General features: G+C 70.3%; 13 protein-coding genes. 4 read left to right on the forward strand and 9 right to left on the reverse strand.

The features are described from left to right. Window positions 1-184 precede the first annotated feature (184 nt). Window positions 185-913 carry an SDR family NAD(P)-dependent oxidoreductase gene (locus AB0C03_RS07220; RefSeq protein WP_210865833.1) on the forward strand — a complete coding sequence of 243 codons (729 nt, stop codon included), beginning with the start codon at window positions 185-187 and terminating at the stop codon, window positions 911-913. A 41-nt stretch (window positions 914-954) separates the two neighbouring features. On the opposite strand, the gene AB0C03_RS07225 is transcribed toward AB0C03_RS07220, so the two are convergent. The 3 genes from AB0C03_RS07225 to zwf form a co-directional block, all read right to left on the reverse strand. Beyond that, window positions 955-1080 carry an MFS transporter small subunit gene (locus AB0C03_RS07225; RefSeq protein WP_256443348.1) on the reverse strand — a complete coding sequence of 42 codons (126 nt, stop codon included), beginning with the start codon at window positions 1078-1080 and terminating at the stop codon, window positions 955-957. Then, the gene (locus AB0C03_RS07230; protein WP_357635204.1) at window positions 1077-2507 is read right to left on the reverse strand and encodes an OFA family MFS transporter; all 1431 of its coding nucleotides are present in this window, start codon (window positions 2505-2507) and stop codon (window positions 1077-1079) included. The genes AB0C03_RS07225 and AB0C03_RS07230 overlap by 4 nt, the downstream gene beginning before the upstream one ends. 144 nt (window positions 2508-2651) lie before the next feature. Continuing rightward, window positions 2652-4031: a glucose-6-phosphate dehydrogenase gene (gene zwf / locus AB0C03_RS07235; protein WP_357635207.1), complete on the reverse strand. Its 1380-nt coding sequence runs from the start codon at window positions 4029-4031 to the stop codon at window positions 2652-2654. A gap of 212 nt (window positions 4032-4243) precedes the next feature. Here zwf and AB0C03_RS07240 point away from each other — a divergent pair, with 212 nt between their 5' ends. Together AB0C03_RS07240 and AB0C03_RS07245 are read left to right on the forward strand one after the other, a co-directional pair. Further along, the gene (locus tag AB0C03_RS07240) at window positions 4244-5839 is read left to right on the forward strand and encodes a beta-N-acetylhexosaminidase (RefSeq protein WP_357635210.1); all 1596 of its coding nucleotides are present in this window, start codon (window positions 4244-4246) and stop codon (window positions 5837-5839) included. 163 nt (window positions 5840-6002) lie between these two features. Then, window positions 6003-6785, forward strand: a complete 783-nt coding sequence (locus tag AB0C03_RS07245; RefSeq protein ID WP_357635531.1) for an alpha/beta fold hydrolase — start codon at window positions 6003-6005, stop codon at window positions 6783-6785. 64 nt (window positions 6786-6849) lie between these two features. Here the strand turns inward: AB0C03_RS07245 and AB0C03_RS07250 are convergent, their stop codons facing one another. Further along, window positions 6850-10119 (reverse strand): NACHT domain-containing protein, encoded by a 3270-nt coding sequence (locus AB0C03_RS07250; protein WP_357635534.1) that lies wholly within the window; start codon window positions 10117-10119, stop codon window positions 6850-6852. 194 nt (window positions 10120-10313) lie between these two features. Further along, window positions 10314-11069 (reverse strand): hypothetical protein, encoded by a 756-nt coding sequence (locus AB0C03_RS07255; protein WP_245233480.1) that lies wholly within the window; start codon window positions 11067-11069, stop codon window positions 10314-10316. A gap of 194 nt (window positions 11070-11263) precedes the next feature. Here AB0C03_RS07255 and AB0C03_RS07260 point away from each other — a divergent pair, with 194 nt between their 5' ends. Continuing rightward, entirely contained in the window at window positions 11264-12268 is a 1005-nt protein-coding gene (locus AB0C03_RS07260; RefSeq protein WP_210861650.1) for a tyrosine-type recombinase/integrase, read from the forward strand. Between the two features lie 6 nt (window positions 12269-12274). On the opposite strand, the gene AB0C03_RS07265 is transcribed toward AB0C03_RS07260, so the two are convergent. The 4 genes from AB0C03_RS07265 to AB0C03_RS07280 form a co-directional block, all read right to left on the reverse strand. Beyond that, window positions 12275-12907 (reverse strand): fasciclin domain-containing protein, encoded by a 633-nt coding sequence (locus tag AB0C03_RS07265; RefSeq protein WP_210865839.1) that lies wholly within the window; start codon window positions 12905-12907, stop codon window positions 12275-12277. Window positions 12908-13006: 99 nt separating this feature from the next. Continuing rightward, window positions 13007-15112: a M14 family zinc carboxypeptidase gene (locus AB0C03_RS07270; protein WP_357635215.1), complete on the reverse strand. Its 2106-nt coding sequence runs from the start codon at window positions 15110-15112 to the stop codon at window positions 13007-13009. 138 nt (window positions 15113-15250) lie between these two features. Next, complete coding sequence (locus AB0C03_RS07275) at window positions 15251-15904, reverse strand: response regulator (RefSeq protein WP_030327686.1); 654 nt, start codon at window positions 15902-15904, stop codon at window positions 15251-15253. Further along, window positions 15901-16854, reverse strand: coding sequence for a HAMP domain-containing sensor histidine kinase (locus tag AB0C03_RS07280; protein WP_030327687.1), 954 nt, complete (start codon window positions 16852-16854; stop codon window positions 15901-15903). Before AB0C03_RS07280 ends, AB0C03_RS07275 begins: the two co-directional genes overlap by 4 nt. Between the last annotated feature and the right edge of the window lie 200 nt (window positions 16855-17054).

The following is a 17054-nucleotide window of genomic DNA, read 5'->3' on the forward strand; positions in this document are numbered from 1 at the left end:
CGCGCGGTGAGCGTAAGCGATCACCCCCAGAGCGCCGCCATCTCATCGGCCTGGGCCCGCCCGGCCGGCGCCGCCGACGTCGGCGCGGGGACCGGCGCCCGCTGCGTGTGACTCTCCTCTCGACGACCGACCCGCGCCGGTCACGGTAGCGTCGGCCCATCCCACCGACATCCCTGGAGGCACCGTGGCACCCGTCACCGTCATCACCGGCGGCGGCCGGGGCATCGGCGCGGCCACCGCCCGCCGTCTCGCCCACGCCGGTCACCACATCGCCCTGTGCTACCGCCACGACCACAACGCCGCCGACGCCGTCCTGGCCGACCTGCGGGCCGCCGGCGCACAGGCCATCGCGGTACGGGCCGACACCACCGACCCCGAGCAGGTACGCGCCCTGTTCGACGCGGCCGCCGAGCTGGGCCCGCTCACCGGCCTGGTCAACAACGCCGGCGTCACCAGCCTCATCGGGCCCTTCACCGAGCTGCGCGTCGAGGACCTGCGCCGGGTCGTCGACGTCAACCTCGTCGGCTACGTCCTCTGCGCCCAGCAGGCCGCCCGGCGGCTCACCGACGGTGGGGCGATCGTCAACGTCTCCTCGGCGGCGGCGACCCTCGGCAGCCCGGGGGAGTACGTGCACTACGCCGCCGTGAAGGCCGCCACCGACACCCTCACCGTCGGCCTGGCCAAGGAACTCGCCCCCAGGGGCATCCGGGTCAACGCCGTCGCCCCCGGCATCGTGCGCACCGACATCCACGCCGACTCCGGGGTGCCCGACCGCGCCGACTCGGCCGTCGGCCGTATCCCACTGGGCCGCGCCGGCGAACCCGACGAGATCGCCGCCGCCATCGCCTGGCTGCTCGGCCCGGACGCCTCGTACGCCACCGGGACCGTGCTGCGCGTCTCCGGCGGCCTCTGACCGCGCTGCGGGGTGCCGTCGCACGGCACCCCGCACGCACCTCAGTGGGTGAACAGCTTCGCCGCGGTGATGACGGTCTGCGCGACCCCGTAACCGAGCAGCGCCGCCACCACCAACCAGGAGATCCACAACCGGGCCTGCTGCCCGGGACGGCTGTCCTCACTCATCGCGTACCACTCCTCTGCCTCGTCGTGTCCTCGTCCCGGTGCGCCGTCTCGTCGGCGCGCTGATCCGCCGGTGGTTCGTGGTAGCGCTGCGGCACCGGCCGGACCAGCAGGTTCGCCGCGAAGCCCACCGCCAGCACCCCGACCATCGTGAACAGCGCCGGCCGGTACGCCGCGGCCGTCAGCGAGCCCGGCTCGCCCTGCGCGTCGAGGAACCCGTTGACGATCAGCGGACCCGCGATGCCCGCCGCCGACCAGGCGGTCAGCAGCCGCCCGTGGATCGCGCCGACCTGGAAGGTGCCGAACAGGTCACGCAGGTACGCCGGCACCGTCGCGAACCCACCGCCGTAGAACGACAGGATCACGCACGCCAACAGCACGAACAGCGCCGTCGAGGTCTGCCCGACGAGCGCCAGCAGCGCGTACAGCACCATGCCGACACCCAGGTACACCAGGTAGATGGGTTTGCGGCCGATGACGTCCGAGGTGGACGACCACACGAACCGGCCGGCCATGTTGAACAGCGACAGCAGGCCCACGAACCCGCCGGCCGCCGCGACGGTCACCGCGGAGGTGCCGTTGTCGCGGAAGAAGTCCTGGATCATCGGGCTGGCCTGTTCCAGGATGCCGATGCCGGCTGTCACGTTGCAGAACAGCACCACCCACAGCAGCCAGAACGAGCGGGTCTTCACCGCGTTCGCCGCCGACACGTTCGCCGTGGTGACCAGCGGCTTCGCCGCCACGCTCGCCGGGTCGAAACCGGCCGGACGCCAGTCCTGCGCCGGCACCCGCACGTTCGCCACCCCGAACATCATGATCACGAAGTAGCCCAGGCCGAGCGTGACGAACAGCCACACCAGGGCGCTGCCCGAGGCCGTCGACCCGGCGTTGGCCGGGTCGTAGCCGGCGTCGTAGAAGGACAGCAGTTGCCGGGACAGGGGAGAGGCGACCATCGCCCCACCACCGAACCCCATGATCGCCAGCCCGGTGGCCAGGCCCGGCCGGTCCGGGAACCACTTGATCAGGGTGGAGACGGGGGAGATGTAGCCGATGCCCAGGCCGATGCCGCCGAGCAACCCGTAGCCCAGATACAGCAACCACAGCTGCTTCGTGGCGATGCCCAGCGAACCCACCAGGAAACCCGCCGCCCAGAAACAGGCCGAGACGAACATGGCCTTGCGCGGCCCGTTCGCCTCCACCCAGGTCCCGGCGACGGCCGCGGACAACCCGAGCATCACGATCGCGATGCTGAAGATCACCCCGATCGCCGTCTGGCTGGTGTCGAAGTGGGCGATCAGGGAGTTCTTGTAGACGCTGGTGGCGTAGACCTGACCGATGCAGAGGTGGATGGCCAACGCCGCCGGGGGGATGAGCCAGCGGCTGTAGCCGGGCGGCGCGACGGTGTGCCGACGATCGAGTGCGGAAAGCATGCGCTGCTTCCTCTCGGTGAGGACGAGAAACGTCGCCCCCAACGTGCCCAGCGCACTCGTGAGCGGCAAACCTCACCGTCGCCGGACGGTCGCTCCGCTGAGCTGAGCGGTCAGTCAGCCACCCGCGCGCCGCGGCGTCGGCAGCTAGCGCAGGTCCGGGACATGCCAGCCGCCAGCCAGCGCGTCGGCGTCCGCCGGACCCCAGCTGCCCTTCTCGTACGACCGCGCGGGCGTCGGCAGATCCAGGATCGGCTCGACGATGCGCCACTCCTGCTCGATCGTCTCGGCCCGCGCGAAGCGCAGGTGCTGCCCGTCCATGGCGTCGTCGAGCAGCCGCTCGTACGCCTCCTGGCGACGACCAAGAGCGGCGCCGAAGTCGACGGACAGGTCCACCGGTCGGCTCGCCACCTCGGCGCCCGGGCTCTTCGCCTGGATCGACATGGTGATGCCGTCACCGCGCCCCAGCCGGAAGCGCAGCAGGTTCGCCGCGGTCGCCGTGCCCCGCTCGGCCGGAATCAGCGAGCGCTGCGGCTGCTTGAACTCGACCACGACCTCCGTCGCCGTCCCCGGCAGGGACTTGCCGGTACGCAGGTAGAAGGGCACACCCGCCCAGCGGGGCGAGTCGACGGTCAACCGGGTCGCCACGAACGTCTCGGTGTTGGAATCCCCGGCCACGCCCGGCTCGTCGCGGTAGCCGGCGTACTGCCCCCGGACGGTGGACTGCGGCGACAGCGGCGCGATCTGCCGCAGCACCGCGGCCTCCGCCTCCCGGAACGCCACGGTGTCCTCGCTGGCCGGCGCCTCCATCGCGATGAGCGCGACGACCTGCAGGATGTGGTTCTGCAGCACGTCCCGGGTCGCGCCCACCGTGTCATAGAAGCCGGCCCGACCCTGCGTGCCGAAACCCTCGGCGAGGGTGACCTGGATGTTGTCGATGTGCTCGTTGTTCCACAACGGCTCGAACAGCCGGTTGGCGAACCGGAAGGCGTAGAGCCCCTCGACGGCTTCCTTGCCGAGGTAGTGGTCGATACGGAACACCCGCTCCGGCGCGAAGGCCGCGCCCAGCGTGCGATCCAGCTCGCGGGAGGACTCCAGGTCACGCCCGAACGGCTTCTCCACGATCACCCGACCCCGGTCGGCCAGACCCACGGCCGCCAGGCCCTCGACGACGGAGCCGAACACCGCCGGAGGGATCGCCAGGTAGAAGACCGGCCGCTCGGCGTCGCGCAGCCGCTCCGCCAGCCGCTCGTACGTCGCCGGGTCGGCGTAGTTGCCGGAGATCATCGAGAGGTTGTCCGCGAGCCGGTCGAAGGTCTCGTCGTCGATCTCGTCGTTGGCCTCGGTGACCGACTTGCGCGCCATGGTGACCAGTTGCTGATCATCCCAGGGGGAGCGGGCCACGCCGATCACCGGGACGTCGAGGCGGTCGCGCCGGGTCAACTCGTACAGCGCCGGGAACAGCTTCTTCGAGACGAGATCTCCCGTGACGCCGAACAGCACTACCGCGTCTGAGCGCATGTGCATGGCACTTCCATTCGATCATGTGCTTCTGATCTTCCGAACGGACAACGGCACGACCCGCCGCGGGAATTCCCCCGCGAGCGGCACACGTGAGGTCGGCGACAACGCTGTCTCGACACGCCCTTACCTTAAGGAAGGTTTACAGTACAGGCAGGGCGCCGGTAGCCTGCGATTCTAATCGACAGAGGTCGATCATGACGAGGCCTGGAGGTACCGTGCGTCGCCGACACACCACACGGCTGCTGGCCATAGCCGCACTCGCGCTCCCACTCACCCTGCCCGCCACACCCGCCCCCGCCGCGGCACCCACCACACCAGCCCGGCAGCTCAGCGACGTCATCCCCGCACCCGTCGAAACCCGACCCGACGCGCACAACGCCTTCCGGATCACCCCGCTGACCGTCATCCGCACCACCCCCGGCTCCACCGCCGCCCGGCAGATCGGCCACCAACTCGCCATCACCCTGCGCCCCGCCACCGGCCACCCCCTGCCCGTCCTGCCCGTACGCTCCACCCCGCTACCCGAGATCGCCCTGCTCATCGAGGGCACCGACGACCGCATCGGCCAGCAGGGCTACCAACTCGACGTCACCCGCCGCGGCGTCACCATCCGCGCCAACACCTCCGCCGGCCTGTTCGCCGGCACCCAGACACTGCGCCAACTGCTCCCCGCCCAGATCGAGGCACCCGACCGGCAGCGCATCACCTGGACAGTCCCCGGCGGACGAATCATCGACTACCCACGCTTCGCCTACCGGGGTGCGATGCTCGACCTCGCCCGGCACTTCCACACAGTGGACGACATCACCGCCTACGTGGACCTGCTCAGCCAGTACAAAATCAACTACCTGCACCTGCACCTGACCGACGACCAGGGCTGGCGCATCCAGATCGACTCCTGGCCCCGCCTCACCACCGTCGGCGGCGGACCCGGCACCGGAGTCGACGGCGTCGGCCCCGGATACCTCACCAAGGCCGACTACCAGGCCGTCGTCGCCTACGCCGCCGCGCGACACATCACGATCATCCCCGAGATCGACATGCCCGGGCACACCAACGCCGCCCAGTCGACATACCCCGAACTCAACTGCGACGGCGTCGCGCCGCCCCCGCGCACCGACATGGCGGTCGGCTACAGCTCCCTGTGCATCAACGACGAACTCACCTACCGATTCGTCGAGGACGTCATCCGCGAGGTCGCCGCCATCACCCCCGGACCGTTCCTGCACATTGGCGGCGACGAAGCCCACGCGACCACCGACGAGGACTACCGCACCTTCATGAACCGGGTCCTGCCCCTGGTCGCCAAGTACGGCAAACGCGCCTCCGGATGGAACGAGATCACCCAGGCCGACCCGCCCACCGACGCTGTCGCCCAGTTCTGGGGCACCGGCACCACCAACGCCAGCCTCGCCGCGGCCGCCGCCCGCGGCAACAAAATCATCATGTCCCCGGCCAACAAGGCCTACCTGGACATGAAGTACGACGCCAACACCCGCCTCGGCCTCCGCTGGGCCGGCCTGATCGAGGTGTCCGACGCGTACGGCTGGGACCCCGCCACCCGGGTCACCGGCGTCGGCGAGAACGCCATCCTCGGCGTCGAGGCACCCCTGTGGTCCGAAACCCTGCGCACCCTCGACGACATCGAATACATGGCCTTCCCCCGCCTACCCGCGATCGCCGAACTCGGCTGGTCCACCTCCGCCAGCCACGACTGGGAATCGTTCCGAACCCGGCTGGGGGAGCAGGCACCCCGCTGGCGACTGCAACAGGTCGACTTCTACCCGTCCCCACAGGTGCCCTGGCGCTGAGCCGTACCGCGCCGCTGTTGGTGGGCACCGGCCGTTTCGGCCAGTGCCCAACGCAACACCGGGGTCCAGAGCCGGCCCCTCGACCTCGACGGCGCGCGGGCCGGCCACCGCCCATGAGACGGTGAAGCAGCCAACCACCGCCGACTCCAACAAGGACCCCGCCATGAACCTGGCGTTCGACCAATCAGCAGACACTGGACCAGCGGTGGTGTGCCTACCGATGTTCAGCATGAGCCGCGCCGCCACGGCCGCCGCCCTCAGCCCCGCCCTCGCCGGCGCGGGCCTCCGCGAGATCTACCTGGACCTGCCCGGCCACGGAGACACCCCCGCACACTGCCCACCCACCTCCCAGGCGACGCTGGACACCGTCTGCGCCTGGCTCGACCAGCACCTCGACGCGCCAACCCTGCTCGCCGGCAGCTCCTACGGCGCGTACCTGGCCGCCGGCATCGCCCGCCAACGACCCGACCTCGTCCGCGGCCTGCTCCTCGTCTGCCCCGGCGTCACCATCGCCCGCCACACCCGGACCCTGCCCGCCGACCCACCACTCGACGCACCCACCGGCTGGCTCGACGACGCCCCCGCCGCCCTGCACGAACACCTCGACGCCGCACTGGGCCACCGCACCCCGGCCGTCGTCGCGACGGTGCTGGCGGCACTGAACTCCGGCGGCCCCGGCGACCCGGCCTTCCAAGAGAAACTCCAGACCGGGCCCGGCTACGCGCTACCCGACGAGGACGCCGACGTCGTCTTCGACGGCCCGGTCAGCGTGATCACCGGCCGACAGGACGGAATCGTCGGCTACGCCGACCAGTTCCGCGCCATGCGCCACTACCCGCGCGGCACCTACACCGTGATCGACGCGGCCGGGCACTACCTGCCGTACGAACAACCCGCCCTGCTGCGATCGCTCACCCAGGACTGGCTGCACCGCACCCGAGACTGAGACGCGTCAGTGGGGGAGCGGACCCCGCCCACGAGGCCACGGGGTTCGCTCAGCCTCGGAACACTCAACCGACGCGTTTGATGCGCACCCCGTCCGGGGGCGCGGTATCGGCGAGCGTGACGCGTCGCGCGAGATGCACGGTCAGGCGTTTTCCGTGTAGCGGTGTCAGATCGAGTCCGGGCGCCGAGTCCCCGATCCAGAGGTTCTTGAGCGCTGGCAGACCGACGAGCGGAGCGAGGTCGAACACGTGTTCGCTGTTGCCGATGCTCAGCCAGCCCAGGTGAGGCAGCCCGGCCAAGGGGCTCAGATCGGTGACGGGCGTCCCGTCAATCACCAGCTCGGTCAGGGTGTCGATTGCGGCCAGCGGGGCCAGGTCAGACAGCCACGCGCAAGCGCTCAGCGCTAGATACGTAACTTTCAGCTGCCGGAGTTTCACCGCCAGCTCACGAACTCCACCAACAGGCCCCACATCGCTGTAGATCGCCAACTGCGTCAGCTTCTGCAGAGGATCGAGCATCGCCGGATCCCACAGCGAGGCTGGACTGAAATTCAGATATCTCAGCGTGTGGAGCTCAGCGAGATGACCTGCGCTGAGCTCCACGCCATTCACAGTGAGCCATTCCAGCTGCCTCAAACAGGTGAGGGCGGTGAGGTCCTGGTGAGGTGCGAGGCCCCACAAGGACAGGTAGGCGAGTTTGCGCAATTTTCGCAGCGAGGAGAGGTTCAACAGTTGCTGATCGGCGCGCAACCATATGACCTCCAGCTCGAGGTGCCTGGCTAGCTGCCCAAGGTCGCCAACGATCCCTCTCGCGGTCAGGTGAACTTCGGTCAGGTGCGGCACAGCAGACAGCTGGGCCAGGTCCACCTTCTCGTCGCTGCGGATGACCGTCTTGGTGAGGTGGCGCAGCCGGGGCAGCGCGGGGAGCAGGGCTGCGCTGCGGATCGTCACCTCGCCACCCTCAAGAGGGGCGTCAGCGAGGACCCGGTCGGCGTAGTCGGCGGGGTCGAAGTACTCCCACGCCGTGATGAGCTGCTGCTGGACGCGAGGTCGCGGGTCGGTGCCGTAGCGGGCGAGGGTGGCGAGCGCATCGGGACCGTTGACCAGCGCCACAGCCCTGACCGTGGCGGCGGCCTGGGCCTCACTCAACGTGCTGAGATCCGCCGGCAGCTCGGCGAGCAGCGGTTCTCCCACGGCCGCCAGGGACCGGGCCTCGGCGACGGACCGGGGCAGCAGCTCACGCAGGTGGGAACGGATCCGGGTGAGGACTTCCGGCTCGACCGCTGGCGCGGTTTCCAGGCACGCCGCGGCGAGCAGCCGCAACCTTCGGGCCTGCTTCGGTCGCTCGGCGGCGAGCGTGAGCAGACCGGCGAGGAGCTGCCTGCGGACCGGCGCGTTGGCGTGACCGGCGGCCAGAATGATGGTTTCGCGCCAGGTGTCGAGATGGGCGTGCTCAAGCAGGGCACCGGTGTGCCCCTGGTCGGCGGCCTCCCGGGCAGCCAGGTATTCCTGAAAGGTGCGATGGACGAAGTCGATGCGGTCGGGCACCGGCTCACGCAGGACCCCACTGCGTTGGATCATGTGCTCGAGCACGGCGGCGACGGGGGCGGTGATGTGCCGGATCCCGGCCAACCGATGCGCGAAGCGCTGCGTCGCCTCGGCGCGGGTGAGCTCGGTGCGGCTGTTCTGGGTCATCCACCAGGCGACCTCCTGCAACAGCTGCGCCTGGTCGCGGCTGGTCAGTTCCGGCAGCGCGGTGGGAACTCCGCGTTGGGAGTCGCGGCGGTGCAGCAGCATGTCGATGGCAGCCTGGTAGATGTCCATCCGGTTGCGGGGCAGGTTGCTGTCCCGGTCCAGGTTCAGCGCGCACAGCATCGCGCAGAGCAGCGGGCTGCCGGCGAGGTTCTGCAGGTGGGCGCTGCCGTCGAGCTGGGCGAGCAGCCGCTGTTCGTAGCCGGGCAGCAGATGGGGTTCGCAGGGCAGGTCGGCGGCGCGCCGGACGGCCTCGTGCCAGTGCCGGATCAGCGCCTTGACGTCGGCCGGCCCCATCCGCTCCAAAAACACCGAGGTGAACCCCTCGGTGTCCAGCCACCGGGCCGACGCGGCAGCCGGCCGGGAGGTGACCACGACCCGCAGGTCCGGGTAGGCGGACAGCAGGCCGTGCAGCCAGTCACGGACCGTCCGCCGTTGGCCCTCGGGCACCTCGTCGACGCCGTCGACCAACAGGATCGCCCCGGTGCCGAGTTGGCGGTGCACCCAGCCGGGAGGCATCAGCCCGGCGATCGTGGCGGCGATCAGGTCGAGGAACCGTTCCGGGGGAGGCAACGGCTGGGCGACGTGGTCCCGCAGCCGGATCAGGAACGGGGTACGCCCGTTCCAGGTGTCGAGTTCTCCGGTGAACCCGTGCCGGGCCGCGGTGACCGCGATCCACTGCATCAGAGTGGTCTTGCCGGAGCCGGCGTCACCACGCAGCAGGACCCGCGCCGCGTCGCCAAGGGCCTGCTCGGCCCGTACCGAAGCGCTGTCACCACCACCGCCGTCGGAGCGCAGCAGGCCGGGGCCCCAGCGGAACCCACTGCGGCGCAGGCCACGGGTGGTGCCGCCGGTGACGGCCAGGCTGATGTACGCGATGCTCAGCGGGGTACGCAACCGGTAGCGGTGCACGTCGACGCCGAACAGCTCCAGATGATCCAGCACGGTGAGCAGGTGGGCCAGGTACCGGGTCCGGAACTGGGCGTCATGACTGGTCCCGGTCGGGGCGTCCAGACTGGTCACCGGCAGCCGGGCCAGGACCTGGGTCAGGCTGTCGGCCACCGCGGACAGCCGTTCCAGGGTCTGCACGGTGGCGCGACCCTGGAACGGGGGGAGTTGCACCACCAACTGGGTCAGGCAGGTGCAGCACTCGTCGAGGACCCGTCCGTACAGGTGTACTGCCGCCTCGCTCAGACCCGCCCGCGCGGGAACGTCGGGCAGTTGCCGGCGCAGTCGGGTGGCCATCAGCGCGGGGTCGACGTCGTCGGCGAACACCGCGGCGTCGGACAGGTCCGCGTCGCGCAGCGTGTCGACCACCGCGTTCAGGGCGGCGGCGATCTCGTTGTCGGGCAGCGCCGGCTCCCGGCGGCGAACCAGTGGCTGCAGGCGTTCGTAGACGGTGTCGACGATGTCGTCCAACCGCCGGCCCGCCCGGCGCAGGCCGAGGTCATCGGTGATCCCGGAGCCGATCAGCTCGATGAGCGGCGTCTCACGTTCCCGGTGTTCCCGGCGGCGTCCCAGCCACCGTTTCACCGCCGGTGTCACCACCGAGCCAGCCAGGCGCAGCAACGCCGTCTCGACCATCCCCACGCCGCGTCTCCTCCTGGTCTGCTGTGAGGTCTGACTGGTGCGCGTGCCAACAGTTCACGAGACAGCGACCACTGATGACGCTACGTCGTGCGGGGATTCATGGCTGTCCCCTGTCCAGCCGTTCCCACCGCGATTCGATAATGCACATTATGTAAAGTACCGTTATCTGACGGTCCCCTCGGCAGTGGTCACTCGCGGGTCAGTCCGGGCGGGCACGCGTCCTCGTCCAGGCTGACGGGGCGGGCGGCGACCAGCGGATTGCGCTGCAGGCGGGCAACCACAGCGGCGCTGGCGCCGAAGTCGGTCCAGGTGTCGTCCCACAGCGCGGAGACGAGCCAGGAGCGATCCGCCGGAAAAAACAGATCCGGCAGCGGGCCATCGCCGCGCATGTGACCGACCCTCCAGGTCAGTGCCTGTTCAGGTCCGGCTTCGACCAGCACGTACGGATAGTCCGAGTAGAGCGACACCCTCGGGGCGCGCGGGAAGACGACGTCGTGGGCGCCGGTGTCGAGGTAGCCCAGCCACCAGGGTTGGTCCGGGGTGCACGCGACCAACTCGTCCACCACGGCACGTTCGTGGGCGGCGAAACCGACGCCGTCGGGCGGATGGAACGTGGCGTACGCGTCGAACACCGGCGGGATCGCGGCGGTGATCGAGAGGCCCTGCGTGGTCTGCCCGGCGAACCAGGCGACGTCGCCGGCGGTGCCGATCCGCCAGCGGCGCCCGTCCTTGTCGACCTCTTTGAGTGGCGTCACGGTCGATGCGTCCGCGCCGGGCTGCCTGATGAGGCCCGGCGACGCGTAGCGAGCCCACCCGGGTCGTCCGGCGGCCCGCCACTGGTGCCCTTCGGGGCAGATCAGATCCGTCGGGCCGCCCGGCTCCCGGTCGGCGGTGGCCGTACCGGGCCGACCACAGCGCGGGCAGGTGGTGACGGGCGACGTCATGCCGCGCAGGATACGGGCTCCTCGATCGACTTCACTCGGTTTCGCCCGCAGCGGCCGGCGGTGGGTAACGCCGGTCGGCTGCTGTCGAGGGTTCTACAGCGTCGGCACCTGCCCTGGGTCGGTCGGCTCCCCCTCGCCCGGCGGTCGTCCGCCGCCACTTCCCGGGAACGCGAAAATGCTGCATAATATCCCTTATGCATGACAAAAAGGACGAATCGCTCGGAGTGCTGATCGAGGAGTTCCTGACCGCTCGCGCCACCGGCAAGCCCTCCCCCCACACCCTGGCTGCCTACCGTCGGGACCTGTACGCGGTGGCCGCCCTGGTCGCCGACGGTGACGCCACTCCCCTCCCCCTCGACGAGCTGTTGATCACCGACCTCTCCCCCCGCGTCATGCGGGCGGCCTTCGCCCGCTTCGCCGCTCCCCGGGCGCCCGCGTCGGTGCACCGGGCCTGGTCCACCTGGAACAGTTTCTTCACCTTCCTGGTCGCCGACGGGGTGGTAGCGGGCAACCCGATGCCGGCGGTCGGACGGCCCCGGGCGCTCCTCCCCCAGCCGAAGCCGCTGCGCGGCGCGGACACCCCCGAGGTGCTGCTCGCGGCGGTCGCCCGCGACGACGGCCGGCAGCGTGACCCGTGGCCGGAGCGGGACGTGGCGGTGCTGGCGGTGGCGCTGTGCGCGGGACTGCGCCTGTCGGAGCTGCTGGCGTTGCGGGTCGGCTCGCTGGCGGGTCGGCCTGGTGAGCGGCGCATCGAGGTGCTCGGCAAGGGTGGGCGGCCCCGGGTGGTGCCGATCGAGGCGGACCTGGACCGGGTGCTGCGGGACTACCTGGACAGTCGGGTGCGGCGCTTCGGTTCGCGGTCGGTGCGGCCGGACTCGGCGTTGCTGGTGGATCGGCGTGGTGAGCCGCTGCGCCGGGGTGGGCTGCAGTATCTGGTGGAGTCGTGTTTTCGGCGGGCGGGCGTCGGTGACCGGGTGCCGCGGGGAGCGCGGTTGCACGCGTTGCGGCACACCTTCGCGACCCGGTTGGCCGAGGACGGGGCGAGCGCGGCGGAGATCATGCGGTTGCTGGGGCACGCGTCGTTGGCGTCGTCGCAGACGTACATCGAGGTGACGGCCGTTCAGCAGCGCGACGCGGTGCGGGCCAACCGCACCAACCGGGCGTTGGCCGCGCTGGTGCCGGTGCGGGAGGAGCGGTGAGCGCGGTCAGTGGGCCCGCTCGTCGGTGTCGCCGGCGGTTTTGGGCAGTGCGCCGAGGACCGCGTTGATGATGTGGATGCGGGCGTTGGTGGCCCGGTAGTCGGCGCACACGGCGTCGGCCCGGTCGGCGAGGCGGGCGGTGGGTCCGGTGCGGGTGACGGTGACGGTGGTGCCGTCGAGGGTGGTGGTGGTGCCGGCGGTCACCAGGTCGTCGATGGTGTGGGTTCCGGTGATCAGGTGTGCCTTGAGCAGGGTGCGTAGCTGGTCGGTGTGGCGGGTCATCAGGTCGTCCCAGTTGTCCTCGGAGAACGTGGCGGCGAAGGCGTCGTCGGAGGGGGCGAGGATGGTGACGTCGGTGCCGGTGGGCAGGTCGGTGAGGGCGCCGCTGGTGCGCAGGGCCGCTTCGAACGTGGTGAGGGTGGGGATCCACCGCAGTGCCTGGTCGACGGGTTGGTCGGCGAGGAAGCTCGGGTTGCCGGGATCGGTGCCGGTGGGCAGGGCGGCGCAGAGCGGCCCGGTGACCTGGGTGGCGCTGGTGGTGTCGCGCGGTGGCTTCGGGTCCGTTGTGGTGGTGCAGGCGACCGGGGTCAGCAGCAGGGCCACGGCAACCAGGTGCAGAGCGCGGGACGGGTTCGACACGGCGGGCTCCACGGGTCGGGGTTGGGGGGGTGGGGTGTGCCGGCGGTGCGGGGCGTGGTGGCCTCGCACCGCCGGCACGCCGGCTCGGCTAGCTGATGGTCACAGTGCCGCGCACTGGTTGGTGCGAGGGCCGTGCACGGTGTTGGCGACGCCGAGGTTGGTCGGGGCGGTGCTGTTCGCGGTGCAGTTGAGCGGGCCGCGGATGGTGTTGCCGGCGAGCAGTGCCGCGGTGGTGCCGGTGGTGTTGCCGGTGAGGCTGGCCGGGCCGGCGATGGTGACGTCGATGATGGAGATCGCGTTGGTGGTGGTGATCTGCAGCGGGCCGTTGACGGTGCTGTCGGCGAGGACGACGCCGGCGGCGCGGTTGGCGCTGACGGGTCCGCTGATTGTCGTTGCGGTCGCGACGAGTGCCGCGCCGGGCTGGACGGTGACGGGGCCGTTGATGGTGGCGTCGGCGGCGCAGGTGAAGCCGGTGACGGTCAGTGGTCCGTTGCGTCGGCCGGTGAGGGTGGGGTAGACGCGTTCGCCGTCGGTCAGCTTCTCGACGCCCTGGGTGTCGAGCAGCAGCGGGATGAGGCCGCGTTCGGGCTGGTTGAGGGGGACGTAGTAGCCGTCGTTGGTCTTGATGACCTGCCAGCCGTGTGCGGCGATGCGCTGGGCGACGGTGGTGCCGACGCCGCCTGGTCCGTCGGTGCGTGCGCCGTTGTACTGCTCGTCGGTGAGCTTGTAGGCGCAGGGGGCGTTGTCGAGGATGAGGTCGGCGCGGGGGGCGTCGAGCGGCGGCGGGCTGTCGCCGGGGTGCGGGGCGGGGTGGGCGGGGATGGGTCGGGAGCCGCGGAAGACGAGGCGGCCGGTGTTGGCGGCCTGGATTTCGATGGACTCGGCGCGGGAGGTGAGGATGTCGTTGCGGTCGACGCGGTGGTAGTCCAGGAACTGGTGGAAGGTCCACAGGGCCGAGTAGGTCTTGCGGCGTCGGTTGTTGGCGGTGTTGCCCTCGTCGGGGCGGGTCTGTCCGCCGGAGCTGCGCAGTTCCAGCAGGGAGTTGGCGACGTTCTTGAGGCCGAGGGTGTTGCGCAGGATGGTTTCCTCGCTGAGGCCGACGTTGCCGCCGCCTTCGCAGCCGTAGGGGCAGGCCCACCAGCCGGCTTCGGCGCCCTTGGTGTACATGTGGCCTTCGATCATGTCCTGGGACTGGTCGAAGATGGGTTGGGCGACGTTCTGGTGTCGGGGTGGCAGCATCGGCAGGTCGCCGGCGCGGGAGTTGCCGAACTCGTGGCCGTCGTAGCCGGCGACGGGTCGGTAGTCGCGGACCATCTTGATGTACGCGGCGGTTTCCGGCTGGCGGATCAGTGAGTAGTCGCGGTTGAGGTCCTGGCCGGTGGAGTTGCCGCGGGTGTTGTTGGCGCGGCCGTCGCCGTTGATGGTGGGGACGATCAGGACGGTGGTGTGGCTGAGCAGGTCGGTGATGCGGGGGTCGGTGCTGAAGGCGAGTTGCCGGGCCATGATGAGGCAGGCTTCGCGGTCGCCCGGTTCGTTGCCGTGCACGTTGCAGTTGATGGCCACGGGTGCGGTGGCGGCGACGGCCTCTGGGGTGGTCGCGGGGGTGGGGTAACCGATGACCAGCATGTTGATCGGTCGGTTCTGGACGGTGCGGCCGAGTTCGACGACGCGGACGCGGTCGCTGAGGGCGTCGATGGCGGCGGTGTAGGCGTACTCGTCGGTGTCGCTGGTGTACTGGGCGGCGTGGGCGGTTTCCCACTGGGTGCGCAGTTGCTCGCCGGGGGTGTCGGGGTTGCCCCAGGGTGCGGTGGTGGTGGCGACGACCGGGTCGGAGTAGGGCTGTTCGGTGGTGCCGGCGCGGGCGCGTACCCGCCACTGGAAGGTGTCGCCGGGGTTGAATCCGGCGTCGGCGAAGGTGGGTGCCTGTTGGTTGATCTGGCGGTTGGGGCGCCAGATGCCGACGATGGTGGGTGCGCCGGTGGGGGTGCCGGTGGCGTCGACGGCGGTGCGTTCGATCTGGTAGTCGGTTGCCCCGTCGACGGGTTGCCAGGCGAGGGTGGCGTACCCGTCGGCTTGGCGGATGGTGAGGTTGGTGACCTGGTTGGGTGCTGCCGCGCTCTGGGCGTTGGCGGGGGTGGGTGCGGTGGTGAGGGTGAGGGTGAGGAGTGTGGCTACGGCGATCGCTAGGGGTCGCTGGTGTCGCATGTGGCCTCCGACTAGTTGATCGTGGCGCGATTCGATCAGCATGGTCGTCGGAGATCGTCTATGCAATGATCTTGAGGGAATCTTGCGGCTGGGCGGGCCGCTCCCCCGGTGGCCGCCGCTGGCGGGTGTCGGTGGTGGTCAGGGTTCGATGAGGCCCGCGCGGATGGCGTATCGGGTGAGGTCGAGCCGGTCGCGGAGGCCCAGTTTCTGCAGCAGGTTGCTGCGGTGCCGCTCGACGGTCTTGATGCTGATGAACAGCAGTTCGGCGATCTCCTTCGAGGAGTGCCCTTCGGCGACGAGTTTGAGGATCTCCTCCTCGCGGCCGGTGATGGCGCGTTCGGGTACGGGTTCGCCGTTGCGGACGCGGTCGAGGTAGTTGCGGATCAGGGCGGTGACGGCGCCGGGGTAGAGGAACGGTTCGTCGCGCATGGCGGCCCGGCACGCCTCGACGAGGTCGCGGTCGGCGACGGATTTGAGGACGTATCCGTTGGCGCCGGCTCGGAGGCCTTCGAAGAAGAACTGTTCGTTGTCGTACATGGTCAGGATCAGTACCCGCAGGCCCGGTTGCTGTCTGACGAGTTCACGGGTGGCTTGCAGGCCGGTGAGCCGGGGCATGGCGATGTCGAGGATGGCCAGGTCCGGTTGGTGCAGTCGGGCTTGTTCGAGGGCTTCGGCGCCGTCGCTGGCCTCGGCGACGACGGTCAGGTCGGGTTCGCCGTCGAGGATGAGGCGTACGCCGCGGCGTACCAGTGCGTGGTCGTCGGCGAGCAGGATGCGGATGGGCGCGCTCATGCCAGGCCTGCTGGGTCGGGTACGTCGAGGGTGACCTCGGTGCCGCCGGCGGGGCCGGGGCCGATGCTGAGGTGGGCGCCGACGAGCAGCGCCCGTTCGCGCATGCCGCGGATGCCGGCGCCTTCCGGTTGGCCGGCGATGCCGCGTCCGTCGTCGCGGATGCGTAGCCGCACGCCGTCGCCGTGTGGGATGAGGGTGATGTCGACGCGGCTGGCGTTGGCGTGCCGGGCGACGTTGGTGAGGCCTTCCTGGGCCACGCGGTAGAGCACCAATTCGACTTCCTCGGTGAGTACGGGTAGATCGGGTGCGAAGTCTCGGCGGATCTGCAGGCCGCTGTGGTGGGAGATCTCCGCGAACAGGGAGCGCAGGGCGGCGATCAGTCCGAGTTCTTCCAGGACGCCGGGTCGCAGGCGGCGGGCGATGCGGCGGATCTCGTCGAGGCTGTCGCGGGTGGTTTCCTGCACCTGGTGCAGTTCGGGTCGTAGCTCGGGTGGGGCGTTGTCGGCGACGCGGCTGATCTGCAGCAGGACGGCGGTGAGGGTCTGGCCGATCTCGTCGTGCAGTTCCTGGGCGATGCGCCGCCGCTCGTTCTCCTGGGCGGACAGCGCGCGGGCGTTGCTGGCGGCGCGGTCGGCTTCGAGTCGGTCGAGCATGGCGTTGAACGTGCTGATCAGGGCGGCGATGCCGGCGTGTCCGGTGACCGCGGGGCGGGGGCCGGGGCGCAGCAGGTCGATGGTGGTCATCGCCCGGGTGAGGCGTTGCAGTGGTGCCAGGCCGACGCGCAGCAGCAGCGCGTTCGCGACGAGCATGACGACCAGGCCGCCGCTGAGGATGAGTGCCTCGGTGAGGACGAACGGGGTCGACACCGTCACGGGGCCCAGCAGGACAAGGACGGTCGCCGCGGTGAGGACGGCGGCGTTGATCAGGAAGATCCGCCAGAACAGCGACACCGTGTCGAACCTCCCCCTGTCGTCTCCGCCCTTCCATCGTCGCGGGCGCGGCTGCCCCCGGGTGGGTCGACGCTCCGGTACCTCAGGATCTCGTGGGCGTCGAGTGGGTGTCCATGGGGGCTGGCTCCCATGTTGTCCCCTGCTGACCGCCCTGGAATGAGTGTTGGCCCCGATGTCAGCAGTGCCCCCGGTTGGCAACG

The organism is Micromonospora parva (assembly GCF_040649675.1).
Classification (GTDB): domain Bacteria; phylum Actinomycetota; class Actinomycetes; order Mycobacteriales; family Micromonosporaceae; genus Micromonospora; species Micromonospora parva.